The sequence below is a fragment of the Mycobacterium sp. OAE908 genome (assembly GCF_017872775.1).
GTDB lineage: Bacteria > Actinomycetota > Actinomycetes > Mycobacteriales > Mycobacteriaceae > Mycobacterium.
In genome coordinates this window covers 2,979,551-3,003,060 of sequence record NZ_JAGGJL010000001.1, presented here as the reverse complement: position 1 = coordinate 3,003,060, position 23,510 = coordinate 2,979,551, and the positions used below count along the sequence as shown (strand labels likewise).

The window sequence follows — 23,510 nt, the reverse complement described above, 5'->3', positions numbered from 1 at the left end:
CGTCAGCCGAACACCAGCATGACGAGCTTGGCCAGGCCCAGGTCGACCAGGCCGATCAACGCCACCATGAACGCCAGGAATACCAGCACCACCGCGGTGTAGTTGACCATCTGCTTGCGGTTCGGCCAGATCACCTTGCGCAGCTCGGCGACGACCTGCAGCAGGAAGTTCCAGACGAACGTGAACGGGTTGCGTGACGGCCGATCGGCGGCCTTCTTGGCCGTCTTCGTCGCGGTGCCCCCGCCGTTCTTGGTGGGGCTGGCCTTCGTGCCCGTCTCCAGGTCGACGGCCTCGCTGTCGGCATCCACCGCGCCGCGCCGCGACCGCTTGCCTGTCGGACGCGCCGGACGGGTCACCACCGCGGTCTGACCGGTGCTGTCAGTGACGCTGTCGGTTACCGTGCCGTCGTCTATCGAGTCGCGGCGTGCCGGGTCGGAATCGCTCACCGCATGCCTTTCGTCTGGGTTTGTGTGGTCACCTACCAGTGTCCACACTTGTCGAGTATTCAGTTGAGCAGGGGCGACAGGACTTGAACCTGCAACCTGCGGTTTTGGAGACCGCTGCTCTGCCAGTTGAGCTACGCCCCTTCAAACCCGGGGCTCACACAATTTGCGCGCTCCCCGTTCGGTCGCTTGGTAACCGATGGACAGCGCGCTGGACTGGGAAAACCCCGAGGTCCGAGTGTAGCGCGCCACCCGTACTAGTTACTAATCCGCGGTCTGCCCATTCTTGGCGACGGCAGTGCGCACAACCTGGCCAGTCTCGGGATCCCACTTCGCCGAAATCGAGTTGTCGCCCTCGTGGCCCATGAGCGTCGTGAACGCCTCCATCACGACCTCACCGTCGACATCGGTGCAGACGTTGCGGGTGGTGACGATATCGGCGCCGAACCGCTCGTCGACAGACTCGATGTGCATGGTTCCTGTCAACGCGTCACCAACCTTGATCGGCCGGTGAAACTTGAACTTCTGATCCACCTGGACGATCTGCATGGTCTCCAGGCCGACGTCGACGTGCTGAAAGAAATGGTTCTGGATCATCACCGCGAAGATCGAGGCGAAGGTGAGCGGCGCGATGAGCGCGTCATGCCCCAGTTCGGCGGCGGCCTTGTCGTCATGTGTGGCCGGATCGAGCGACTTGACCGCCCGCGCGTACTGCCGAACCTGCTCGCGTCCCACAACGAAGGTGTCCGGGTAATGCCAGACCATTCCCCGAATATCGGTTTTGAGTGCCATCAGTTATGCCAGCTTTGCGGTCGCGACAGCGCGGCCGAAGATCTTTTTCCCCCCGGTGGTGGCCGACAACGCGATGGTCACTGACTTCGTCTCGGGTTCAACGGATTTCACGCGTCCATTGAACACGATTTCCGCGCCGACGCCGTCATTTGGGACGGGCACCACAGCGGTGAAGCGCACGTTGTATTCGGTCACCGCGGCGGGATCGCCCACCCACGACGTCACGTAACCGCCGCCAAGGCCCATCGTCAGCATGCCGTGGGCGATCGCGGTGTCCAGACCGACCTGCTTGGCGATGTCGTCATCCCAGTGGATCGGGTTGAGGTCGCCGGAAACGCCGGCGTAGTTGACCAGGTCCTGCCGCGTCAGCGGGATCACCTTCTCGGGAAGCGTGTCACCCACCTTCACCGAATCGAACTCACGCAGTGGCATCGGAAAAACCCTCTTCTCCTTCTTCACCCGTACGACCCGCCAGGGTCGTGTAGGACTCCTGCACGATGTCACCTTTGTCGTTGGTGACGATGTTCTTGGTCACGATGATGTCTGTGCCGTGCGCCTGACGGACGGAGTCCACGTAAACGTCGCAGTGCAGCGTGTCGCCGGCATGAATCGGCTTGACGAACTTCAGCGCCTGGTCGACCTGGACGATCTGCATCTCGGTGATCCCGATGTTGGCGGCGGCGAAGAACGCCGACTGCGCCTGGTAGCCGAAGATCGAGATGAACGTCAGCGGGGCGGGCAACGCATCGTGCCCGAGTTCGGCAGCGACCTTCTCGTCGAAGAACGCCGCGTCGTCGTTCTTGACGGCGACGGCGTACTCACGAAGCTTCTCCCGGCCGACGACGTAGTGGTCAGGGTGCCGGTAGTGCATGCCGACGATGCTCTGTGACAAGCCCACGTTCGATGAACCTCTGGTCAACCCCGGGCAGGCGCCCTCGGGTTGGCGCGTTAGCGCGATTCCTTGTGAGCTTGGTGCTTGCCGCAGTTCGGGCAGAACTTCTTGATCTCGAGCCGGTCGGGATCGTTGCGACGGTTCTTCTTGGTGATGTAGTTGCGGTGCTTGCACACCTCGCAGGCCAAAGTGATCTTCGGCCGTACGTCTGTACTGGACGCCACGTCAAGTGCCTCTTTCTCAAATACTGCGGTTGTCTTGTAGCGGTGGGGGGACTCGATCCCCCGACCTCACGATTATGAGTCGTGCGCTCTAACCAGCTGAGCTACACCGCCATCCGGGTGCCACTTCGCCTTGGAAAAGCTTGGCGACCACCGAGCCCCCTAACGGAATCGAACCGTTGACCTTTTCCTTACCATGGAAACGCTCTACCGACTGAGCTAAGGGGGCCTGACCCGCGCAGCCGTGGCGTGGGCCTTAAAGAGGGTACATTCTCGCGGTTTAACGCGCCAAACCGCTGGTCTTCGCCGCGCTACAGCGCGACCGTGACGCCTGTCGAGGTTGGCCCGTCGTGCAGGTCGACGGACTGGACCTCCGTGCCCCTCGGCACGTCGAACACGACGGCGGTGTCGAAAGAGTCGCCGGAGTTGAGCCGTGGCGGTAAGTGGCCGAAGTAGAGCCAGGCCTCGTCGTCGGATTTGTAGACCGTGCCGCCGTCGGACAGCGTGTTGAACGACCCGGAATAGGTCTGCGGTTCGGCGCTGGTGTTCGTCACGGTCATCTGGACAACGACGTATTCGCCCTGCGCCGTCTTCTCGATGTCGGGGTGCTCGGGATTGACCACGGCATCCATGCGCTGCACGCCGGTGACGACGAACGAGAAGTCGCCGTCGCGCACCTCCTGGCCCATCGCGGCAGGCGGCACGTCGGGCCTGGCGACGTCGGCCGCCGTGGGTTCGGTCGCAGTCGGTCCGGGCACCGCGGCCGTAGCCGACGGTGCTGCGCTGCTGGTTTGCGCCGTGACAGTCGGTGCGGCGACATTCATCCTCAGCGCCAGGATCACTCCCGCAACGATGGCACCGATGACGGCGACGACCGCCACACCCATGCCAACGAGCAGGGCCCGCTCACGACCCGACCGCTTGGGGGTGGCGGCATGTCTGGGCACGCAGCAATTGGAACCCCGTTAGCCATGACTTCGATGGCGGCGCGCCGGGGCCGAGGAGGTGATAGACCGTAAGCGTGACTGATCCCGGCGCACCCCGCGTGGCCGTCTACCTCGACTTCGACAACATCGTCATCTCCCGCTACGACCAGGTGCACGGCCGCAACTCGTTCCAGAAGGACAGGACGGCGGGCTTTCACAAGCAGCCGGGGCGGCTTACCCAGGCGACCGTCGACGTGGGCGCCATCATCGACTTCGCGTCGTCGTTCGGGACGCTGGTGCTGACGAAGGCCTACGCCGACTGGTCGGCCGACGTCAACGCCGACTACCGCGGCCAGTTGGTCGGCAGGGCGGTCGACCTCGTCCAGTTGTTTCCTGCCGCCGCATACGCCAAGAACGGGGCCGACATCCGGCTGGCCGTCGACGCGGTCGAGGACATGTTCCGGCTGCCCGACCTGACCCACGTCGTGATCGTCGCAGGCGATTCCGACTACATCGCACTCGCCCAGCGGTGTAAGCGCCTTGGCCGCTACGTCGTGGGCATCGGCATCACCGGCTCGATCAGTAAGTCGCTGACGGCCGCCTGTGACGAGTTCGTCAGCTACGACGCGCTGCCCGGCGTCCCCGTCGCCGAGCCGAAGAAACGGGCAAGGCGCGCCAAGGCGGCCGAACCCGACGACGAGCCCGAGCAGCCCGATCCGCAGGCCGCCGCGACGGGACTGCTGGAGCGCGCCCTGCGGATCGGCCACGAGAAGGACGACGCCGACTGGTTGCACAACTCGGCGGTCAAGGCGCAGATGAAGCGAATGGACCCGTCGTTCTCCGAAAAGTCGTTGGGTTACAAGTCGTTCAGCGACTTCCTGCGCGCGCGCACCGACGTGGTCGACCTCGACGAGAGCAGCACCACCCGCCTGGTGCGGCTCAAGACCACCGCCACCTAGTCTGAGCACATGACCGACCGCCTGTATTTTCGGCAGCTGCTCTCGGGGCGCGACTTCGCGGCAGGCGACATGATCGCCGCGCAGATGCGCAACTTCGCCTACCTGATCGGCGACCGCGAAACCGGCGACGCTGTCGTCGTCGACCCTGCCTACGCCGCGGGTGATCTGGCCGACGCTATCGAGGCCGACGGCATGCGGCTGTCCGGTGTGCTGGTCACCCACCACCACCCAGACCATGTCGGCGGGTCGATGATGGGCTTCGAGCTGAAGGGCCTCGCCGAGCTGCTGGAGCGGACCAGCGTGCCTGTGCACGTGAATTCCCTTGAGGCGGACTGGGTTTCGCGCGTCACCGGGATCGCCCGGTCGGAGCTGACCGGACATGAGCACGGCGATGTCGTCAAGGTCGGCGATATCGACATCGAGTTGCTGCACACTCCCGGCCACACCCCTGGCAGCCAATGCTTTCTCGTCGACGGACGGCTGGTCGCGGGCGACACACTGTTCCTCGAGGGCTGCGGGCGCACCGACTTCCCCGGCGGTGACGTCGACGCGATCTTCCACAGCCTGCAGGCGCTGGCGCAGTTGCCCGGCGATCCGATGGTGTTTCCCGGCCATTGGTATTCGGCGGAGCCCAGTGCGTCGCTGTCAGAGGTCAAGCGGACCAACTACGTGTATCGGGCGAGCAATCTGGATCAGTGGCGCATGTTGATGGGCGCGTAACCCCGCCCCCTACTGTGTGCGTGAGCAAAACGCGCGCCGCTTCATATGAATCGGGATATCCTCCCGCGGTGACCACACCCGCAGGTTGGTATCCGGATCCCGACGGCTCAGGCGGCCAACGATATTGGGACGGGTCCACCTGGACCGAGCACCGCGCCCCCGCCGCGCAGGAGCCGGCGGACGAGCACATCGGCTCCCATCGGGCGCCCGAACCCGATTCGAAGACGGAGTCCGAGCCCGGGCCGACCGCTGTCATCAACCTGGACGCGGTGCCGAGCGCGCCGAGCGAGCAGGCCACGTCGGTGATCCGCAGGCCCCAGCAGGCCTTCGAGCCCACGTCGACCGCGTCTGAACTCACGTCGGCCACCGAGCCGCCGTCGTTCGGTGCCGTCGGCACGCCACAGGTGTCGGATCCCCGCCGCAGCCTGATCGTCAAGTTCGTCGCCGCATGCGCTGCGCTGCTGGCGGTGCTGGTCGCTGTCGTCATCTACGGGCTGTTCTTCACCAAGTCCGACGACACCACCCAGGCGTCCTCAGGAAAGACCAGCACATCGAAGCCCGCACCTGCGACCACTTCGTCGGACAACGGCTGGGGCAACAGCACCGAAAGCCCGAGCCAATCACCAAGCGCCCCTTCAGGTTCCGGGCCGCAGGCATCCGACGGCGGACTGACCTTCGCGATCACCGGGGTAGAGAACGCGCCGACGGTCAAGTTCCAGGACGCGCCGGTGGAGAAGCAGGCGCAGGGCGAGTTCCTGATCGTCCACATGACCGTGCTGAATTCCGGTGACGCGAAAGGCACGTTCCTCGCGACGTGGCAGAAGCTCAAGGCAGGCGGCACCACGTACGACGTCGACGACCAGGCCACCGCCTATCTCAACGGCACCTGGGCGGACCTGGATCCGAACGGTTCTGCAGATGTAGCAATCGCTTTCGATGTGCCACCGGGGACCTCCGCCGAATCGCTCGAAGTGCACGGGGAGCCGACGAGTACCGGCGTCGACGTCCCCTTGTCGTAGTTGCCCGCAGACTGGAAGTGTGGCTGACACGCTCTACGCCGATGTGTCCGAGTGGCAGGTCGGTGTCAACGACAGTTATCCGTATCCGGTGCTGTGCATCCGGTCCAACGACGGCACGCATCGAGATCGTCGCTGGGCCAACAACTATGGCTGGTGTCTGCGCAACGCCGAGGTCGGCAGGCTGACCTTCTTCATCGTTTACTTTGTCTGGCGGCCCAATTGGCAGCAAACGGTCGAGGTGTTCAAGGAGATGGTCGGCAGGCCGCATCCGAAGATGGCGGTGATGCTCGATGTCGAGTCGTGGAGCGGACAGATCCGCGGCAATCAGTCGGCGGGCATCAACGCGGCATATGAGGCCGTCGGTGCGTTCGTCGGCTCGACTGCCAAGGTGATCGGGTACGGCAATGTCGGTGACCTGAACAACCTGTGGCCGAACAAACCAGCGGGCATCCGACTGGTGGTGGCCGCCTACGGACACAACCCGCCCTACCCCGGGAAGGTCGCCCATCAATACACCGACGGCTCCGGGTACGGCGGCGGCCTTCCTGAGGGCGCACCACCGTTCGGCCGCTGCGACATGAACTCGGCCGACGGGCTGACGGCGGAGGAATTCGGCCGCGCCTGCGGCATCACGATCGCGGATTCCGCGCCCAGTGAGGTCGCGCTATAGCGAATCCGCAGTGATTCGCAATTCGAGTAGTGCGATACGCAGGACACGGCGAATTTTGCGGAGCAAACTTATCCCCAACAGCGTCAATAGTTCCGTCGGGGGTCACCGTGAAGAACATCGTGCTGTGCTTTGACCGGGCGCCAGACCATCCTGGACCCCGTGATGCCACCAACGTCGAGGCGTTGCTGCGTCTGCTCGACGAGAGCGACGAACAGATCACCTGGTACCACCCGGGCGCGCAGGTGCCCGCCGCCGACCGCGATCCGTTGGCCAGGTTGCGGTGGCGCCAGGCCGCGACCGACGAGGCACGGACCACGATCGCCGAGGCCTACGAATTCTTGGTCGACAACTGGGACCGCGGCGATCGGATCTACCTGTTCGGCGTCGGCCGCGGCGCATATTGTGCGCACGCGCTGGCCCGACTGCTCGGCACCGTGGGTGTACTCCCCGACCTGATGGACTACGTGCTCGCCGCCTATGCCGTGCCACGAACCCGGCGCAGCCCGCAGGATTGGCGGCGGCTTCGGGTACTGGCCGCGCGGTTGGCCGGCCATCGCGAAATCGGCGTTCCCGTACAGTTTTTGGGGCTCTGGGACATGGTCGGCGTGCCGGGTCACGCGGCAGAGGAACCGCTGAAGAAAGTCGTCGCGGGACGGCACGCGGTCGCAATCGACGGCCGGTTGGGCTCACACCATCTGGTGTCGTCACCCGAGAGCGTCGAGGAGGTCTGGTTCCGCGGGGCGCACTGCGACGTCGCGGGCGGACCAGGAGCATGCTGGCCGCTGGCGGACATCGCACTCGATTGGGTGCTCGACGGTGCGGTGCACGCCGGTGTGGCAGTACGCGCCACCGGCCACAGGGACGCGCCTGCGCCAACCGAATTCGACGCACTGGCAGGCAGCGCCCGCACGGTGTCGCTGCGACGGCTGCCCGCCGACTCGCTGCTACACGCGAGCGTCGACATCTATCTGCGCGCGCATCCGGAGTACTGGCGGCGATTGCCCGGCCATGTGGTGTGGGTCGACACCGACTGGCTCGCCCGCGGCGAACGACTGGTGCAAACCGAGTCGACGGCCGTGCCTGCCGAGCCCAAGGTATTCGCCGCGGCGGCGTCCTAGCTCAGGCGAGATCCCGCATTCACGTACTTTGCTAATTCCTACCACCTGCGTTAGTACATCGACGTCGTTGCTCCATTTCCCCAGCTAACGAAAAGTTGCTAGCCTATGACGGGTGCCGGCAATCGGATACGTGACGGGTTTGGCCGCGGCGACAGCCGTTGGCTTTTCCGCGTGGCTGGTCGGCGGGTGGGGCGGCAAGTGGGCCACCCACGTGGGCTCCACCCTTGGATTGCTGAGCTTTGCGGTATTCGCGGCCATATGCGCGGCGTTGGCAGCGAAGTCGGCACGGGGCCGGCAACGGACGGCGTGGATGTGTCTGACCGTCGGTATGGTCGGCTGGGTAGCGGGCGACGTATTCTCCGACTACTACGAGTTGATTCTCAAGCAGCCAACCCCATTTCCGTCGCTTGCCGACGCCGGTTACCTGTTGTTTCCGGTCGGAGCGTGTCTGGCGTTGGTGTTGTTTCCGACCGGATACTCGAAGCAGTCCCGCGCCCGTCTCGTGCTAGACGCGCTGATCATCGCGGGCGCCCTGTTCGAGGTGTCCTGGGTACTCGTCCTGGAGAACGTTTACCGGGCCGGGGCTGAGAGCGCTTTCGCGCTGGCTGTTTCGCTGCTGTATCCCGTGAGTGACATCGTTGTCGTCACCGTTGCGCTCTTGATCCTGGGGCGGGCACGGACCAGGCAGCGCACGACGCTGGTGTTGCTGCTGGCCGGGAATGTGTTGAATGCTTTTTCGGACAGCGCCTACCTCTTCGTGGCAGGCAACGAGGACTCCAACGGCGGCAGTCTGATGGACATCGGCTGGTTCGCGGCATTGCTGGCGCTGAGCTCGGCCGCGCTCGTCAGCCTGCGGACCCCACACAGCGACGAGCTCGAGGCGGAAGCGCCATCGCGGGCATCGATGTGGATCCCCTATCCGCCTCTCGCGCTGGCCGTCCTGGTATGCCTCCCGAAATTCACGCCCATATCTGGTCTGGGTCCAATACTCGTCACGTCCGCCCTGCTGGTTCTCGTAGTCCTGGCAAGGCAATTCATTGTCGTCGGCCAAAACCGGCGGCTAATGGCAACGGTGGCCGATCAGGCGTTGCGCGACCCGTTGACGGGGCTGGCGAACCGGGCGCTGTTCAACGACCGACTGACACACGCCATGCAACTTCACCAGCGCGACAACCAATCGGTGTCCGTGTTGTCGCTGGATCTCGACGATTTCAAACTGGTCAACGACAGCTTGGGGCATCCGGCGGGAGACGCGTTGTTGGTCAGGACCGCAGAACGGATACTTGGCTGCGTGCGGACAGGCGACACAGTCGCCCGGCTGGGTGGTGACGAGTTCGCCATAGTGATGGAGGGCAGGCCCGAGCACTCGCGCCTTGTCGCGCACCGGGTGGCGAACGTCTTCGATGAACCGATACCCATTGACGGGCACGATCTACTGTTGCGGCCCAGCATCGGACTTGCCGTCGCCACCGGCGACCAGCCCGACATCACCGCCGATCAGCTGCTGAAACAGGCTGACGTAGCAATGTATTCGGCAAAACGCTCGCGGACTGGCGGTGTGCATACCTTCACGCCGGACATGCACTTGTTTGATCCGAGTGAACTCGGAGCGATGAGAGACATCAGTAGAAGCAGAGCGCGCGACGGAGCGATCGCATTGAGGCTGCTCGGCCAATTGCGGCACGCGATCGACAATCTCAACTTGAGCCTTGTCTATCAGCCCAAGTTCGACTTGCGCGACGACAAGATCGTCGGCGTCGAGGCGTTGGTTCGATGGCCGCATCCCGAACGCGGCTTGCTAGGCCCGGACCACTTCCTGCCGATGGTGCGTGAGCACGGACTGATGGGATCGGTGACGGACCTCGTCTTCGCTCAAGCTCTCGACGACGCGGCGCACTGGCAGTCGAGAGGACTGCGAGTTCCCCTTGCAATCAACGTCTTTGCCCCTTCACTGGGTGACCTGGGCCTGCCGAGCCGGATAGTGCGTTTACTCAACGACCGTGGCCTGAGCGCAGACGCACTGACCATCGAGATCACCGAAGACCTCTTGCTCGACAACATCGACCGGACCCGCGTCGTTCTCGACAACCTGCGAGGGCACGGCATGCGGGTTGCGATTGACGATTTCGGCAGCGGCTACTCGGCGCTGCGGTATCTACGCGATCTGCCCATCGACGAAGTCAAACTCGATCGACAGTTCATCGGACCGATTCTCGTTAACGAACGGGCCGCGGCGATCGTAGAGGCGGTCATTGATCTCGCGCACGTCCTTGGCGTAACGACCGTCGCGGAGGGCGTTGAGAACAGCGCCACGGCGGCCAAGCTGCGTGAGTCCGGTTGCGAAGTGGCCCAGGGGTATTACTACAGCCCGCCCCTCACCGCATCGGAACTGCTCGAGCATCTGTTGTCGACCAAAAATGCGCCGACCGCAGTGAGATCGCTTTGATGCCGTAGCGGAACGAGAGCCAAGAACACGCCGATTCGTCCGAACCCATAGGCGTTCACGCTGAGCGACCACCCGATGCCGGCACCGGCAATGCTCCCGAAACCCCCTTAGGCACTCCAGTCTCTATTTACCCATAAATCCACACCGTCCCAGCAACCGGCAAAGTCGCACCCCGGCGAATGATGTAACGACGCGCCGACCGTGGTTTACTGCGGTGCGTGGATTGGTTTTCAGACCATGTACTCGGCATGTCGGCGGGCGGCTGGACGGCGCTGGCGGCATGGCTGGCGGTCATGGTCGGCATCGCGGCGTTGGTGTACGCCTGGCGTCAGTACCAACAGGCCAAGGCACAGAGCGCGGAGCTGACGCAGCCCAACGTGGCGATGTTCATGGAGCCCGCCGCCAACGACTGGCATCTTGTGGAGCTCGTCGTCAAGAACTTCGGAAAGACCCCGGCGTACGGCATCCGATTCGAGTTCGCGAACCCGCCGACCGTCGGGAAGTACGAAACCGCTTACGAGGACCGCTATGTCGACATCACGGAGTTGAACCTGCCCGCGGAGATCCCTTATCTGGCGCCGACGCAGGAATGGCGCATCGTGTGGGATTCCGCGCTGGACCGCCGCGAGTTGGGCGAGGCCATCGCGTCGCGCTTCCACGGCGCGGTGACCTACTACGACCAACCCAAAGCCAGCGGGCGCACCAAGCAGAAGCGCACACAGTTCCGGTCCACCGCGGTGTTGGACTGGGCGACCCTGCACCCCGTCGAGCGCCTCGAGCTGCTCACCACCCACGACCTGGCCCGCCAGGAGAAGCAGAAGCTCGAACTGCTGCGCCACCTGCTGACCTATTACCACTACGCGGCCAGTGAGAGCCGCGAGGACGTGCTGCGCGTCGAGATCAACCGCGTGCGGGCGGCCGCCGACGACCTGCGTGAGCGCTACCGCGACCAGTACCAACTGAACGACGCCGCGGCGAACAACAACCATGTCGACACGGCTTTCGAGGACGCGCACACCACGATCATCAACGGCAGGCATCGCGCCATCTAGCAGGTGTTGGCTTTCGTAACCTTGTTACGTAACATCGTTAGCCATGGCTGACACCGTCACATACGAGCTCAACGAAACCGTCGCGACGATCACCCTCGACGACGGCAAAGTCAACGTGCTGGGACCGGCAATGCAGTCGGCGATCAACGAAGCGCTCGACAAGGCCGAGAAGGACTCGGCCAAAGCGGTCGTGATCGCCGGCAACCAGCGGGTGTTCTCCGGCGGCTTCGACTTGGCGGTGTTTCAGTCGGGTGACGCCAAGGCAGCGTTGGGCATGCTCGCGGGCGGCTTCGAATTGTCGATGCGTTGCCTGACGTTCCCGGCGCCGGTGATCATGGCGGCGACGGGCCCCGCGATCGCGATGGGATCGTTCCTGCTGCTTTCGGGCGACCATCGGATCGGCCAGCCCAAGTCGAGGTGTCAGGCCATCGAGGTGGCGATCGGCATGACGATTCCGATCTCGGCGATCGAGATCATGCGGGCGCGACTGACGCCTGCCGCGTTCGAGCGCGGCGCGTCGATGGCCGCGACCTTCGCAGGCGACGAGGCGGTCGCTGGCGGCTGGCTCGACGAGCTCGTCGAGGCCGACCGGGTGTTGACCCGGGCGCAGGAGGTGGCGCGCGAGGCGGCTTCGACGTTGCACGCCGGTGCGCACCTGGCAACCAAGCTGAAGGCGCGCGACTCCGCTCTCAAGGCGATCAAGGCCGGAATCGACGGGCTCGCAACCGAATTCACGCTCGGCTAGGCCTTCGATGCCAAGGGCCAAGCAGCGCACGCCCGAGCTTCGGGACCGGCTGCTCGAGGTCGCGATCAGCACGCTGTCCGACGAGGGCATCGCCCGGTTCACCACCCGTCGGGTGGCGGAGCGGGCGGGCACATCGGTGCCCGCGGTGTACGAGCTTTTCGACGACAAGGCCGGCTTGGTGCGGGCGATGTTCTTCGAGGGTTTCCGGCTGCTTGGCGCCGAGTTGGCGAAGGTTCCCGTCACGTCAGATCCGCTTGGGGACGTCGAGCGGCTGGTTCCGGTGTTCCGGTTGTTCTGCCGGGCGTATCCGCGACTGGCGCAGGTGATGTTCTCGCGGCCGTTCGCGGATTTCGAGCCGGGACCGGAGGAACTGGCGGCAGGGGCGTCGGTTCGCGAGGTGTTCATCGGGCGGATCCAGCGCTGCATCGACGCGGGTCTGCTGAGTGGCGACGCGAACGACATCGCACACGTATTGCTCGCTCTGGCACAGGGTTTGGCGGTGCAGGAGGCGGGGCGCTGGCTTGGATCCGGGACGCTGATCGAGCGACGCTGGAAGCTGGGGGTGACGTCACTGCTAGCCGGGCTGCGATAATCCTCCTATGGCCGGTCGCGTCGGCTCGATGTTCGGGCCGTACGAGTTGCCGGACGGCAGACGGTCGGACGCCTCGGGAAACTCGTATGTGAAATTGCCCGGCTCTGAGCGACTTTGTCGCTCCCGGCGACTTTGTCGCTCAGAGCCGGGCAATTGGGAGGTCATGCCCTGGGGCAGAAGATCCCGAGAATCTGCGCGCAGTTGTCGCGGTTGATCAGCGCAGGCGGTGGTGGCGGCGGCGGGGGCGGAGGCGTATCGCCCTCGAAGATGTTCTGCGCGACGTTGCCTTGACCGAAGTACACGTACCAGTAGGTGTGGCAGACACTTTCGTCCCAAACCACTGGATTGGTGATGTGATTGCCGGTCTGAACCGGAGGGTCCCCGGGGCACCAGCGACACGGCCCCTCCGGGTGGTCGTTCGGGCAGCCGGGCCACGCATCGGCATGTGCGGTGCCGGCAGCCAACCCGAAACCGCCCAGGCTCAGACCCGCGGACACCAGCAATGTCATTGCGAGCCGCGAAACTCGTTTCATGTCAACACCTTTCGTCAGACCTACAGCCCGCCGCACCGCGAGGGCGCGAGGAACGGCGACCACGGTGGGCAATCCGGGGGCAACGGCTGCGGAGGGGGCGGCGTGTAGGGCGGCAGTTCCGGCGGCGGCGGACCCGCGTCGTGCGGAACGCCGTGCCACGGGTAGATCATGTTGGAGTTGACGTCGACGACGCCCTCCGAGTTCCAATACCAGTCGTGGCAGACGTTCCAGTCCCAGGGAATCATGTTGCTCCAGGAATACAGCGCGTCGCCCGGACACCAGTGCGTGCACGTCATGCTGCCCGGACAGTTGCCGCCCTGATAGCTCGGGCCCCAACCGGGATCGGCGTGAGCCGTGGCCATCGCGGCCAGGCCGACTCCGCCGGACACGACGACAGCGGTTGCGAACCGTGACATTCGGCCCATGGTTGCTTCCTTTCGTAAGGCGCCACCCCGCTGGCGATGCGGTCACTACCACCCCAACCTGCGGCGGGCGCCTTGGAGGATTCTTGGAGCCCTGCATGTCGGGGAAATCCAGTACAGCGCCGTCGACCCGCTACCGATCCCAAGTTGAGGCAATTGCCCCATGCCCTGGCCGGCTCGGCCGGCACACCATTGGCCCATGACAAGCACCCCACAAGCCGCCGCGGCCGCCACCAAGGATCTAGAGTTGCCGCCCGGGGACGACGAGCGCGTTGTCGGCTTCGGTGTCATGGGCCTACCGTTCGCCAACGGCCACTACCTGGCGTTCCGCGACTTCCCCGCGACCTCGTTCGCGCCCGGCTACCTTTCGGTGTGGCATCGCACTCCGGACGGCGTCTGGACTTTCTACGCCACCACGCCGGGCCCGCAGAGCTGCTCGCGCTACTTCAGCTCGGCGACCCCGGTCGAGCCCGTGGTGTGCGATATCCGCTCCACCTGGCTCACGCCGTGGTCGCTGCTGATCTCGATCGAGGATGTGCTGCAGTGGCGGGTCGACGTCGAACAGACGTGGCCGACCCGCCTGATGAGCGTCGTCGGCAGCCACCTGCCCACCGCGGCCTGGACCAGCCGCGGCACGCTCAAAACGATGGGCGCCGTCGTCGGTCCGCTGCTCGGCGTCGGAAGGATGCGGCTGACCGGGCACCTGCCCAACGGCCAGGAGTTCCGGATCGCGCCCAAACAAGTCTGGGCCGTGGCCGATTCGACGGCCGTGGTCAAGGGCGAGAACCTGGGCCGCGTCGGCCCGCACGCCGTGCAGGGCAACCTCGCCGACTTCCAGCTCCCCCAACGCGGCATCTGCGCCGTCGCACAAGGCCGCTTCGAGCCGTTCGACATCGCGCGGCATCTCGACGGGGACAGAATCGGCATATGACTACCCGCGCTGAGGTGCTGGCCGCGCTGTCGGTGGCCGTCGACCTCGGCCTCGGCCAACCCGCGGAGCACATGCTGCGGTCGGCGCTGATCGCCACGCGGCTCGCCGAACGCATGGGACTGCCGCAGGCGCAACGGGATCACATCTACTACACGACGCTGATCATGTGGATCGGCTGTCACGCCGATTCGCACGAATACGCGCGGTGGTTCGGCGACGACATCTCGGTGCGCCGCAGCTCGTATCTGGTCGACTGGTCTGGGCTGCCGTATCAACGCTTCCTGCTCACCAACATCCGGCACGGCGAATCGCTGCTGCAGCGACTGAAGACCATCTCGACGCTGTATCTCAACGCCCGCGGTCAGATCTCGAATCTCATCCATTCGCACTGCACGTCGGCGGCCCTGCTGGCCGAGCGCATCGGCCTGGCCACCGACGTACAGACCGCGCTGCGGTACACCTTCGAGCGGTTCGACGGCGGCGGTCTGCCGAACGGCGCTGCGGGCGAGGCGATCCCGATCGAGATGCGCGTCGCGCAGGTGGCCGACATGGTCGAGGTGCATCAGCGCGAGTACGGCACGGTCGGCGCGGTTGCGATGGCGCGCAACAGGCGCGGCGGGCAGTTCGATCCCGCGGTCGTCGACGCGTTCACCGCGGACGCGGAATCGCTGCTCGCCATCCCGTCGACCGGAGACGTCTGGACGATGGCGCTACAGCAGGCGCCCGATCGGCACATCACGCTCGACGAACAGGCTCTCGACCACCTCATCGTCGCCATCGGAGACTTCGTCGACCTGAAATGTCCATTCACGCTGGGACATTCGCGGGCGACCGCGCAGCTTGCTGCCGACGCCGCGGCGGCCGCGGGCCTCGACTCCGATGCCGTCACGTCGACCCGCAGGGCCGCCCATATTCACGACATCGGCCGGATCGGCGTATCCAACCAAATCTGGTCCAAGCCAGGCGAATTGACGATGGCCGAATTCGAGCGGATGCGGCTGCATCCGTATCTGACCGAGCGCATCCTGCATCGGGTGCCCGGGCTGAAGGACGTGGCCGAGATCGCCGCGAATCATCATGAGTGCCTGAATGGCTCGGGATATCCGCGGGGTTTGTCGGCGCGGCAGCTGACGATGCCGGATCGGCTGGTGGCGGCCGCGGTCAGCTATCAGTCCGCACTCGAGCCACGGCCATATCGCGAGGCGATGTCGCCGGAGAGCGCGGCGCGACGGCTGCGAAACCGGGTGCGCGACGGTGAGCTCGACGAGATCGCCGTCGACGCGGTGCTGCACGCCGCAGGCCACGCGTCGCTCAAATCCAAGCCGCGGCCCGATGGGCTGACGGCACGCGAAGTCGATGTGCTTCGCCTCGTGGCGCAGGGCGCGACCAACAAGGAGATCGCCGCGAAGCTGGTGATCAGCGAGAAAACCGCCCGCAACCACGTCGAACGCACCTACGCCAAGATCGGCGTTTCGAACCGGATCGGCGCCAGCATGTACGCGCTCGAACGAGGACTGGTCGGGCGCGTCGAGAGTTGAGGCAAATGCCCCATGCGCGGAGCACCAGTTCGGCGCGACGCTGAGAGCCATGAACCGTTATCTCGCAATCACTTACGGCGCGATCAGCTATGCGCTGTTTCTCGTCGTGTTCGTCTACGCGATCGGCTTTATCGGTGGGTTGACCCCGCGCAGCGTCGACAACGCGATCTCCGCTCCCGTCGGCCAGGCGATAACCATCGACGTCGCGCTCCTCACCCTGTTCGCGGTGCAGCACAGCGTGATGGCGCGCCCGGCGTTCAAGCGATGGTGGACGCGCTACGTTCCTCAGCCCGTCGAGCGCAGTACCTACGTGCTGCTCGCGAGTCTTGTTCTGGCCCTGCTGCTTTGGCAGTGGCGGGAGCTGCCCGCCGTCGCGTGGGCTGTGAACTCGCAGCCGGTGCGGCTGGTGATCTGGGCGCTGTTCTGGCTCGGCTGGGCGATCGTGCTGGCGTCGACGTTCATGATCAACCACTTCGAGCTGTTCGGGCTGCGGCAGGTGTTCGCGGTCTGGCGGTCGCGGCCGCAGGCGCAGACGGGCTTCCGCACGACGCTGTTCTATCGCGTGGTGCGTCATCCACTGAACCTCGGCTTCATCGTCGCGTTCTGGGCGGCGCCGACGATGACCGCCGGGCACCTGCTGTTCGCCTGCGTGACGACAGCGTGGATCCTGGTGGCGATGCAACTGGAGGAACGCGACCTGACCGCCACGCTTGGTGCGCGCTACGACGCGTACCGCCAGACCGTCCCGATGCTGGTGCCGCGGCCACGCGCGCGGATGCGCCGCCCTGACATGATGAAGGGGTGACGCACGTCCGAGGCCGGGTCTGGCGGGCCGGCAAGCCGCAGGACGATTTCGACTTCCCGTCGATCTCGGACTACCTGGCCGAAGAGGACACCCTGGTGTGGTGCGACATCTACGACCCCGACCACGCGATCCTCAAGGACCTGGCCGAAGAGCTGAGCCTGAACAGCTGGGCCGTCGAGGACGCGATCGCCGAGTCCGAACGCACCAAGGCCGTCGTCTACCGCACCCACACCTTCGTCACGGTGTACGGCGTCTCCACCCGCGAGCCCGCCGATGACACGGAGTCGATGCTCGACGTGCACCGCATCTCCGGGTTCGTGTTGCCGCGGGGGTTGATCACGGTGCGGCTGTCACCGCATTTCGACATCGATGCGGTGTCGCAGCGGTTCGACGAACTCGGCGGCCAGGAATACGGGGTCGGCTCGCTGGTGCATGGGCTGCTCGACGTGGTCGTCGACGGGCACTTCGACGCGGTGCAGAAGCTCGACGAAGGCATCGAGAGCGTCGAAGACGACCTGTTCGAGAACAGCCCGCGGAAAGACTTCCAGCGCAAGACATTCCGAATGCGTAAGGACCTCGTCGAGCTGCGCCGCGTCGTGCTGCCGATGCGCGAGGTCGTCAACTCCATCCAGCATCGGCGTCTCGACGCGAAGACGGCACCCGAACTCGATCCGCTGTACTCGGACCTCTACGACCACGTGCTGCGCGTCTCGGAGTGGACAGAGTCGTTGCGCGACATGGTGACAACCGTGTTCGAAACGAACCTGTCGCTGCAGGACGCCCGGCTGAACACGGTGATGAAGAAGCTGACCGGGTGGGCGGCGATCATCGCGGTGCCGACCGCGATCACCGGGTTCTACGGCCAGAACGTCGAGTACCCGGGCATCAACACCTTCTCGGGATTTCTGGTCAGCACGTCGGTCATCGTGCTGATGGTCATCGTGCTGTACTGGATGTTCCGCCGGCGAGATTGGCTGTGAGGACGCCGACGACATCGCCCTCCGACTCGTAGTAGACGGTGAATCCGTCGCGGTGGTCGTCTAGTCGGGTGTTGTCGTAGTCGGTACCCCAGCCGCGGTACTTCAACGTGGATTCGCCGATGACGCAAGAGAATTCGGGAATTTTGCGCCAGGATGCAGGCTGGCCGGCCGCGGTCAGCCCAGCGATGCGGCCCTGCTGCGCGGCGTCTCGCCAGTGCTCGGCGCGGATACGCCTGCCTGCGGTGACGTTGTAGGCCAATGCGACATCGCCTGCGGCGTAGACGTTGCGTGCCGAGGTGTGCATGTGCTCGTTGACGACGATGCGGCCGTCGCAGGTGTCAAGCCCGGCGTCGACGGCAAGGTGCGCATCGGGGCGCACGCCTGTCGCGGAGACGACGACGTCACCGTCGATGCTCGCACCGGTGTCGAGGTGAACGTGGGTGTCGTCGATCGCGGTCACAGCCGTCGACCCGATGAAGCGAACCCCGTTGTCCAACAGTATCTTTGCGACTCGTTCGCCGACCTCGTCGCCGAATCTGCGCTGCAGTGGCACGGGTTCGGCAGCAACCATCGTGGTGGGGACGCCGCGGGCGGCGAGTGTGGCCGCGGCTTCGCAGCCGATCAGCCCGCCACCGATCACGACCGCGGAGTCGGCGGTGCGGGCGGCCATCCGCAGGATCAGCGCGTCGGCGAACGACCGCAGCGGAAGCGCGGCCTCGGCCCCGGGGATCGCGAGAGGGACAGGACTGGCGCCGCAGCCCAGCACGAGATGCCAGTACGGGTAGCGGCGGCCGCCCTCGGTGACGACCTCCTGGCCGACCACGTCGATGTGGTCGACGGTGATCCCACGGACCAGTTCGACGTCGTGGCGGGCGAACCAGCCGGGGCTGTGCAGATCGCGCTTGGCTTCGCGGCCGCAAAGATAGTCCTTGCTCAGCGGCGGCTTGGCGTAGGGCAGGGCGGCGTCGTTGGTCAAAATCCGCACGGGGATGTGCGGGTGCTTGCTGCGGAACGTCTCCGCTGCGCTTAACCCTGCCGGACCGCTGCCGATGGCGATGAAACCAGCTGCCACCACACTTCCTGGGTACCACTTCAGCCGACGTTGCACGCCCCTCGTCAGCAAATTGTCACATTCGTTGAGGGCACCTACTGTCTGTGGGACCATCTGCGCATGAATCCACAGGACGACCCCGAGGCTCGGATCAGGGCGCTCGAGCAACCGCTGGCCGATACGGCGCGGGCGACCGAGTTGGGGACGGGGACGACGCCGTACACGGCACCCGATCAGGCGTACGCACCGCCGCCGTTGCCGCCAATGCCGCCGCCGGCCCAGGGTCCGTACACGCCGCCGGGGTACGGCGCGCCGTGGGCGCCGGCGCCGCAGCGCAAGTCGTCGGCGGGCATTCCGTGGGCGCTGTTCGCGGGCATCGCTGTGGTGTTCCTGATCGTTGCCGCAGGTGTCGGGTTCGTGGTGATGCAGAAGGCGACGCGCGACATCTCGAGCTTCCCCGGCATCTCCATCCCGAGCATTCCGTCGATGCCCTCGATGCCAAACGCTCCCTCGCAGCCCACCGCGGCGCCGCCAGGTAGTCAGCTCAGCGTCGCTGGGATGGGCGCGAACAAGACGCTCGAATGCAACGACAATCCGGTGAGCATCAGTGGCGTCTCGAACACGGTCACGATCACGGGCCACTGCACGACGGTGTCGGTGTCGGGCATGCAGAACAAGGTCACGCTCGAGACGTCGGACCAGATCAGCGCGTCGGGGGTCGAAAACGTGGTGACCTATCACTCCGGCTCCCCGGACATCAATAACTCGGGAAACAACGTGGTGCAGCAGGGCTGAGAGCCTCGCATTCGGTGCGCTCGGAAGCGAGCGTGAACACGTTTCGCTCGTCGGCGAGTACGGCGCCGGGCACCAGCAGGACCTGCCATTCGGGCGCCCACTCGGCGTGGCCGTCGCTGCTTCTCAGCGCATGCGCGACGTCGTCGGGCCGGTGATGCCAGAGGATTTCGCCGGTGTCGAGGTGGACGAGCCCATCGCGGACGTGGGCGCTGACCGGAAAGGCCACCGCTGATTTCGCGACGGCCATGAAGTAGCGGCCGATGTCGACGTGGTGACCGGGGTCCGCGGACGCGCAGACGGGATCGGCGATGAAGGCGCGGAAGAAATGCTTGCGCATGTTGCTCCCTCGTCGGGGCCTCCGGTGGAGGCGCTCTTGTCGGCACCGGTCGGTGCGGACCGCTTCGTCATCCGAGCCACCCACGAGCGTGGGGTTGGCGTGCCGTCCAGTCGGAGCTTGGCGACGGCAACTCGTGAAGCTGTTTTCAGTCTAGAGCGTCAGGCTCGGGCAGGGTCCCAGGCCAGCATCCGGGCGGCCAATTCCGGGCCGCAGTCCTCCTGAACGAAGTGGCTGCCGTTGATACGGGCGTGGGGCTGACCCGCGGCGCCGGGCACATGCGCGATCAGGGGGCGATCGGCGCGACCGAGGATGGGATCTTTGGCGCCGAAGACACACAGGAAAGGCTTCTCCCACCGGCCGAGGGCCTCCCACGCGGCGCGGTTCGCCGGGAGCGCGGGGTCATCCGGCGTCGTCGGCACCAGGGTTGGGAATGCCCGCGCGCCTGCCTGAAAAGTCTTGTCGGGAAAGGGCGCATCGTATCCGGCTCGGATTTCGGCTGAAATCTTCGTGACGGTGCCCGCGGATACGATGCGTCCGCACGGCAGCACCGGCGTGTAGCGCGCGAAGGCCCGCCACGTGCGGAAGGCGATGTTCGCGGGCTGCTGACCGGCAGGCAAGTACCCGTTGCCGACGACAATGCGGCCGACGAGGTGGGGTTGCTCTGCGGCCATGCGCAGTCCGATCAGCGATCCCCAATCCTGCACGAACATTGTGACGTCCCTCAGGTCGAGGGCGTCGAACCATGCCGTGACCCATTCGACGTGCCGCAGGTACGTGTAATCGGCGATGGCGCTGGGCTTGTCGGAGCGACCAAAGCCGATCAGGTCTGGGGCGAGCACGCGACGGCCTGCGTCAACGAGCGGCGGAATCATGGTGCGGTACAGATAACTCCAGGTGGGCTCGCCGTGTAGGAGGACGACTGGTGCGCCGTCGGCGGGGCCCTCGTCGACGTAGTGCATACGAAGGCCATCGGTGTCGCTGGCGGCAACGTCGACGTAGTGCGGCGCGAACGGGTAGCCGTGCAGGTTCGCGAAGCGGGAGTCAGGGGTTCTCAGGACATTCATCGTCAGCTCCCTAGAGGGCTTGTGGCGTCGCTCTTCGGATCGATGAGTATTTTGGCGTGTGCGTCGGGATCGGCCAGCGCTTGGAACGCGTTGTCGACGCCGGCGAGTCCGACGGTGCCGGTGATGAGTGGCGTTGCGTCGACCTTGCCGTCGGCGAGCATGTGCAGTGTGTCGCGGAATTCCATTGGGGTGTAACCGAGTACGAAGCGCAGATCGATCTCTTTGTTGATCGCCATCGACGGCCGGACCTGGTCGGCGCCCATGCAGACGCCGACCACGACGACGCGGGAGAACAGCGGCGCGCCGGTGATGATGCTCTCGATGATGCCGGGGACGCCGACGCATTCGAAGACGACGGGGTGTTTGGGAGTGGCGGCACCGACCGCGTCGGCGGCGCGCCAGACGTGCCACCACGGCAGGCGCACCCGCTGCAGCTTCTCGATGGTGCCGATCGCGAGATCGAAAGCGTCGAGCGGTGTTTCGAGATGGCCATGGCCTTTCGCGGCCTCGTACGGCGAGTCGAGCGCCGGGTCGACGACAATGTCGGCGCCGCACTTGATGGCCAGCGCGCGACGGCCGGCGGAGTAGTCGCTGGCGATCACCGTTCGCACACCCTTGGCCTTGAGCATCAGGATCACGGCGAGGCCGATCGGTCCGCAGCCGATGACGATGGCGACTTGGCCTCTGCCGATGTCGGATCGGCGGACGGCGTGCCAGCCGACGGCCATGGGTTCGGTGAGCGCGGCCTGTTCGACGGGTAGGCCGTTGGGGACCGGCAGCGCGAGGGACTGCTCGACGACGACGCGTTCGGCGTAGGCGCCGGGGGCCCGCGTGCTCAGCCCGAGCGCGTGCACCTCCTTGCCGCGTCGCAGCAGGGGTAGCGCGACGACGGGTGTGCCGGACTTGAGTGTCTTGCGGGTTTTCGGACCGTGGTCGAGGACTTCGCCGCAGAACTCGTGGCCGAAGACCACGGACTGGTGCGAGCGCATGAAGTCGGGGTAGCCGGTCTCGGCCATCACTTCGGCGACCTCGTCGCAGTGGTTGCGCGCATGCAGGTCCGAGCCGCAGATGCCGCAGCGAATGACGTCGAGGAGCAGTTGGCCCTTGGCCGGCGTGGGTGTGGGTTGGTCGACGACGTCGAGCTTGGCGTTGGTGCAGGTGACTGCCTTCATAGGCCGAGCGTAGGGAACACTCGCCCTCGAGCCGTCACAATTGGCGGCATGACGAACGAGGCGCCAATTAGTGACGCGGAACTCGACGCGATGCAGCAGCGCGCGGACGCGACAAGCAAGGGGCCATGGAAGTCGTGGATCGAAGGCCGCGACATGACGTGCGGATCGACTTTCATTCAGATCGGTGACGACGATGACCGCGACGAAGACATGTACGTGTCCCGCGACGACCGGCCGATCAGCGACGCCGATCTCGACTTCATCGCCGCCGCTCGTCAAGACGTCCCTCGGCTGGTCGCCGAAGTCAGACGACTGCGAAATTCGCGATAGAGCGGCAAACCCCGATCACGCTGAGTCGGCATGCTCCATCCCACGCCGTGCCGTTGGGTTCATTCTGCCGAACGGAATCGATTGGGACGCAAGGGCAGACGACATGATTCCGGTGTACGGATGCAATCCCGGCGTCGCTGCGATCGACCGGTCCGGGCTGGGGTGGTGGTGCGGGTGGGTGCACTGGGCCCGCGAGACCGAGGCGCCCCGGCGCGGAATCCCGACAGCACCCTTCCTTGTGCCCACCTCTTGGCGACTTTGTCGCTGCCGTCGACTTTGTCGCGTAGAGCCGGGCAAAACGTTCATGTCACCCCCTGCGGCTATGGTCAGACTGAAAGGGGAGAAATCGCATTGAGTGAGCAGACCTCCACACCGATACTGACCGACCAGTTCTCCAAGGCGCTCGTCTACGCCGAGCACAAGCACCACAACCAGGTGCGTAAAGGTGGCGACATCCCTTACATGGGCCATCTCCTGAGCGTGGCCGGGCTCGTCATCAACGACGGCGGCTCCGAAGCCCAGGCCATCGCGGCGCTGTTGCACGACGCCGTCGAGGACCAGGGCGGTCCCCCAACGCTGGCCGAGATCCGAACCAAGTTCGGCGACGACGTCGCGCGCATCGTCGCCGAGTGCAGCGACACCGACGAGGAACCCAAGCCGCCATGGCTGGACCGCAAGCGCCGCTACGTCGACCACCTTGCCGAGGTCGGCGTCGACACGCTTTTGGTTTCCGTCGCCGACAAGCTCGACAACGCACGCTCGATGCTGCGCGACTACCACGAGCACGGCCCGAAACTGTGGGAGCGCTTCAACCGCAAGGACCCGCACGATCACCTCTGGTACTACGGCGAACTGCTGAAGGCCTACCGTGCTCGCGGCCTGGACAGCTGGATGGTCGACGAACTCGACCGTGTCGTCGACGAACTGGCCCGCCAGGTCGACGGAGGCTCCTAAGGT

27 protein-coding genes, 3 tRNA genes, 1 pseudogene and 1 riboswitch are annotated in these 23,510 nt (G+C 65.4%); of the genes and pseudogenes, 16 read left to right on the top strand and 15 right to left on the bottom strand.

Annotated features, from left to right (window positions below):
* Window positions 1-2 precede the first annotated feature (2 nt).
* From secE to J3E61_RS14770, 9 genes are all read right to left on the bottom strand, one after another.
* Window positions 3-446, bottom strand: coding sequence for a preprotein translocase subunit SecE (gene secE, locus J3E61_RS14810; RefSeq protein WP_210084064.1), 444 nt, complete (start codon window positions 444-446; stop codon window positions 3-5).
* A gap of 68 nt (window positions 447-514) precedes the next feature.
* Window positions 515-587 (bottom strand) — tRNA-Trp (locus J3E61_RS14805).
* Window positions 588-707: 120 nt separating this feature from the next.
* Window positions 708-1,235, bottom strand: a complete 528-nt coding sequence (hadC, locus tag J3E61_RS14800) for a (3R)-hydroxyacyl-ACP dehydratase subunit HadC (RefSeq protein ID WP_192722210.1) — start codon at window positions 1,233-1,235, stop codon at window positions 708-710.
* 3 nt (window positions 1,236-1,238) lie between these two features.
* Window positions 1,239-1,667 (bottom strand): (3R)-hydroxyacyl-ACP dehydratase subunit HadB, encoded by a 429-nt coding sequence (gene hadB / locus J3E61_RS14795; RefSeq protein ID WP_192722211.1) that lies wholly within the window; start codon window positions 1,665-1,667, stop codon window positions 1,239-1,241.
* Entirely contained in the window at window positions 1,654-2,133 is a 480-nt protein-coding gene (hadA, locus tag J3E61_RS14790) for a (3R)-hydroxyacyl-ACP dehydratase subunit HadA (RefSeq protein WP_192722212.1), read from the bottom strand. Before hadA ends, hadB begins: the two co-directional genes overlap by 14 nt.
* Window positions 2,134-2,183: 50 nt before the next feature.
* Window positions 2,184-2,351: a 50S ribosomal protein L33 gene (rpmG, locus tag J3E61_RS14785; protein WP_003929651.1), complete on the bottom strand. Its 168-nt coding sequence runs from the start codon at window positions 2,349-2,351 to the stop codon at window positions 2,184-2,186.
* 37 nt (window positions 2,352-2,388) lie between these two features.
* Window positions 2,389-2,462: transfer RNA gene (locus J3E61_RS14780), tRNA-Met, on the bottom strand.
* A gap of 42 nt (window positions 2,463-2,504) precedes the next feature.
* A tRNA-Thr gene (locus tag J3E61_RS14775) sits at window positions 2,505-2,577 on the bottom strand.
* Between the two features lie 82 nt (window positions 2,578-2,659).
* Entirely contained in the window at window positions 2,660-3,295 is a 636-nt protein-coding gene (locus J3E61_RS14770) for a DUF4352 domain-containing protein (protein WP_210084063.1), read from the bottom strand.
* A gap of 74 nt (window positions 3,296-3,369) precedes the next feature.
* Here J3E61_RS14770 and J3E61_RS14765 point away from each other — a divergent pair, with 74 nt between their 5' ends.
* From J3E61_RS14765 to J3E61_RS14725, 9 genes are all read left to right on the top strand, one after another.
* A complete protein-coding gene (locus J3E61_RS14765; RefSeq protein ID WP_192722214.1) occupies window positions 3,370-4,233 on the top strand; it encodes an NYN domain-containing protein in 864 nt (287 codons plus the stop codon).
* A gap of 9 nt (window positions 4,234-4,242) precedes the next feature.
* Window positions 4,243-4,953, top strand: a complete 711-nt coding sequence (locus J3E61_RS14760; protein WP_192722215.1) for an MBL fold metallo-hydrolase — start codon at window positions 4,243-4,245, stop codon at window positions 4,951-4,953.
* Window positions 4,848-5,972, top strand: coding sequence for a DUF4352 domain-containing protein (locus tag J3E61_RS14755; RefSeq protein WP_210084062.1), 1,125 nt, complete (start codon window positions 4,848-4,850; stop codon window positions 5,970-5,972). Before J3E61_RS14760 ends, J3E61_RS14755 begins: the two co-directional genes overlap by 106 nt.
* A 19-nt stretch (window positions 5,973-5,991) precedes the next feature.
* Window positions 5,992-6,642, top strand: coding sequence for a hypothetical protein (locus tag J3E61_RS14750; RefSeq protein ID WP_210084061.1), 651 nt, complete (start codon window positions 5,992-5,994; stop codon window positions 6,640-6,642).
* 107 nt (window positions 6,643-6,749) lie between these two features.
* Entirely contained in the window at window positions 6,750-7,760 is a 1,011-nt protein-coding gene (locus tag J3E61_RS14745) for a DUF2235 domain-containing protein (RefSeq protein WP_210084060.1), read from the top strand.
* A 112-nt stretch (window positions 7,761-7,872) separates the two neighbouring features.
* Window positions 7,873-10,206 carry a bifunctional diguanylate cyclase/phosphodiesterase gene (locus J3E61_RS14740; RefSeq protein ID WP_210084059.1) on the top strand — a complete coding sequence of 778 codons (2,334 nt, stop codon included), beginning with the start codon at window positions 7,873-7,875 and terminating at the stop codon, window positions 10,204-10,206.
* Between the two features lie 248 nt (window positions 10,207-10,454).
* Window positions 10,455-11,258: a hypothetical protein gene (locus J3E61_RS14735; protein WP_192722492.1), complete on the top strand. Its 804-nt coding sequence runs from the start codon at window positions 10,455-10,457 to the stop codon at window positions 11,256-11,258.
* Window positions 11,259-11,301: 43 nt separating this feature from the next.
* Window positions 11,302-12,003, top strand: coding sequence for a crotonase/enoyl-CoA hydratase family protein (locus tag J3E61_RS14730; RefSeq protein WP_210084058.1), 702 nt, complete (start codon window positions 11,302-11,304; stop codon window positions 12,001-12,003).
* A 7-nt stretch (window positions 12,004-12,010) separates the two neighbouring features.
* The gene (locus tag J3E61_RS14725) at window positions 12,011-12,595 is read left to right on the top strand and encodes a TetR family transcriptional regulator (protein WP_192722221.1); all 585 of its coding nucleotides are present in this window, start codon (window positions 12,011-12,013) and stop codon (window positions 12,593-12,595) included.
* Between the two features lie 245 nt (window positions 12,596-12,840).
* Here J3E61_RS14725 and J3E61_RS14720 read toward each other — a convergent pair.
* Both J3E61_RS14720 and J3E61_RS14715 read right to left on the bottom strand, forming a co-directional pair.
* Window positions 12,841-13,128: pseudogene (locus J3E61_RS14720) on the bottom strand (hypothetical protein); the annotation flags it as partial.
* A 20-nt stretch (window positions 13,129-13,148) separates the two neighbouring features.
* A complete protein-coding gene (locus tag J3E61_RS14715) occupies window positions 13,149-13,553 on the bottom strand; it encodes a hypothetical protein (protein WP_192722222.1) in 405 nt (134 codons plus the stop codon).
* Between the two features lie 196 nt (window positions 13,554-13,749).
* On the opposite strand from J3E61_RS14715, the gene J3E61_RS14710 reads away from it, so the two are divergent.
* Genes J3E61_RS14710 through J3E61_RS14695 form a run of 4 tightly spaced genes read left to right on the top strand, consistent with a single transcriptional unit; the run spans window position 13,750 to window position 17,804 of the window.
* Complete coding sequence (locus J3E61_RS14710) at window positions 13,750-14,481, top strand: hypothetical protein (protein ID WP_210084057.1); 732 nt, start codon at window positions 13,750-13,752, stop codon at window positions 14,479-14,481.
* Window positions 14,478-16,019, top strand: coding sequence for an HD domain-containing protein (locus J3E61_RS14705; protein ID WP_210084056.1), 1,542 nt, complete (start codon window positions 14,478-14,480; stop codon window positions 16,017-16,019). Before J3E61_RS14710 ends, J3E61_RS14705 begins: the two co-directional genes overlap by 4 nt.
* A gap of 49 nt (window positions 16,020-16,068) precedes the next feature.
* Window positions 16,069-16,824 (top strand): isoprenylcysteine carboxylmethyltransferase family protein, encoded by a 756-nt coding sequence (locus J3E61_RS14700; protein WP_210084055.1) that lies wholly within the window; start codon window positions 16,069-16,071, stop codon window positions 16,822-16,824.
* Window positions 16,821-17,804 carry a magnesium transporter CorA family protein gene (locus tag J3E61_RS14695; protein ID WP_192722226.1) on the top strand — a complete coding sequence of 328 codons (984 nt, stop codon included), beginning with the start codon at window positions 16,821-16,823 and terminating at the stop codon, window positions 17,802-17,804. Before J3E61_RS14700 ends, J3E61_RS14695 begins: the two co-directional genes overlap by 4 nt.
* Here J3E61_RS14695 and J3E61_RS14690 read toward each other — a convergent pair.
* Entirely contained in the window at window positions 17,761-18,969 is a 1,209-nt protein-coding gene (locus J3E61_RS14690) for an NAD(P)/FAD-dependent oxidoreductase (protein WP_210084054.1), read from the bottom strand. The two genes, J3E61_RS14695 and J3E61_RS14690, sit on opposite strands and share 44 nt — an antisense overlap.
* Before the next feature lie 6 nt (window positions 18,970-18,975).
* On the opposite strand from J3E61_RS14690, the gene J3E61_RS14685 reads away from it, so the two are divergent.
* The gene (locus J3E61_RS14685; RefSeq protein WP_192722228.1) at window positions 18,976-19,650 is read left to right on the top strand and encodes a DUF3060 domain-containing protein; all 675 of its coding nucleotides are present in this window, start codon (window positions 18,976-18,978) and stop codon (window positions 19,648-19,650) included.
* On the opposite strand, the gene J3E61_RS14680 is transcribed toward J3E61_RS14685, so the two are convergent.
* The 3 genes from J3E61_RS14680 to J3E61_RS14670 all read right to left on the bottom strand — a co-directional run bounded on the left by J3E61_RS14680 (window position 19,613) and on the right by J3E61_RS14670 (window position 22,223).
* Window positions 19,613-19,987 carry a hypothetical protein gene (locus J3E61_RS14680; RefSeq protein ID WP_192722229.1) on the bottom strand — a complete coding sequence of 125 codons (375 nt, stop codon included), beginning with the start codon at window positions 19,985-19,987 and terminating at the stop codon, window positions 19,613-19,615. The genes J3E61_RS14685 and J3E61_RS14680 overlap by 38 nt on opposite strands.
* A 27-nt stretch (window positions 19,988-20,014) precedes the next feature.
* Window positions 20,015-20,126: riboswitch (SAM riboswitch) on the bottom strand.
* Window positions 20,127-20,145: 19 nt separating this feature from the next.
* Window positions 20,146-21,051 (bottom strand): alpha/beta fold hydrolase, encoded by a 906-nt coding sequence (locus J3E61_RS14675; RefSeq protein ID WP_192722230.1) that lies wholly within the window; start codon window positions 21,049-21,051, stop codon window positions 20,146-20,148.
* 2 nt (window positions 21,052-21,053) lie between these two features.
* Complete coding sequence (locus J3E61_RS14670) at window positions 21,054-22,223, bottom strand: zinc-binding dehydrogenase (RefSeq protein ID WP_210084053.1); 1,170 nt, start codon at window positions 22,221-22,223, stop codon at window positions 21,054-21,056.
* A gap of 48 nt (window positions 22,224-22,271) precedes the next feature.
* Here J3E61_RS14670 and J3E61_RS14665 point away from each other — a divergent pair, with 48 nt between their 5' ends.
* Both J3E61_RS14665 and J3E61_RS14660 read left to right on the top strand, forming a co-directional pair.
* Entirely contained in the window at window positions 22,272-22,553 is a 282-nt protein-coding gene (locus tag J3E61_RS14665) for a hypothetical protein (protein WP_210084052.1), read from the top strand.
* Between the two features lie 351 nt (window positions 22,554-22,904).
* Window positions 22,905-23,507, top strand: coding sequence for an HD domain-containing protein (locus J3E61_RS14660; RefSeq protein WP_210084051.1), 603 nt, complete (start codon window positions 22,905-22,907; stop codon window positions 23,505-23,507).
* Window positions 23,508-23,510: the final 3 nt, after the last annotated feature.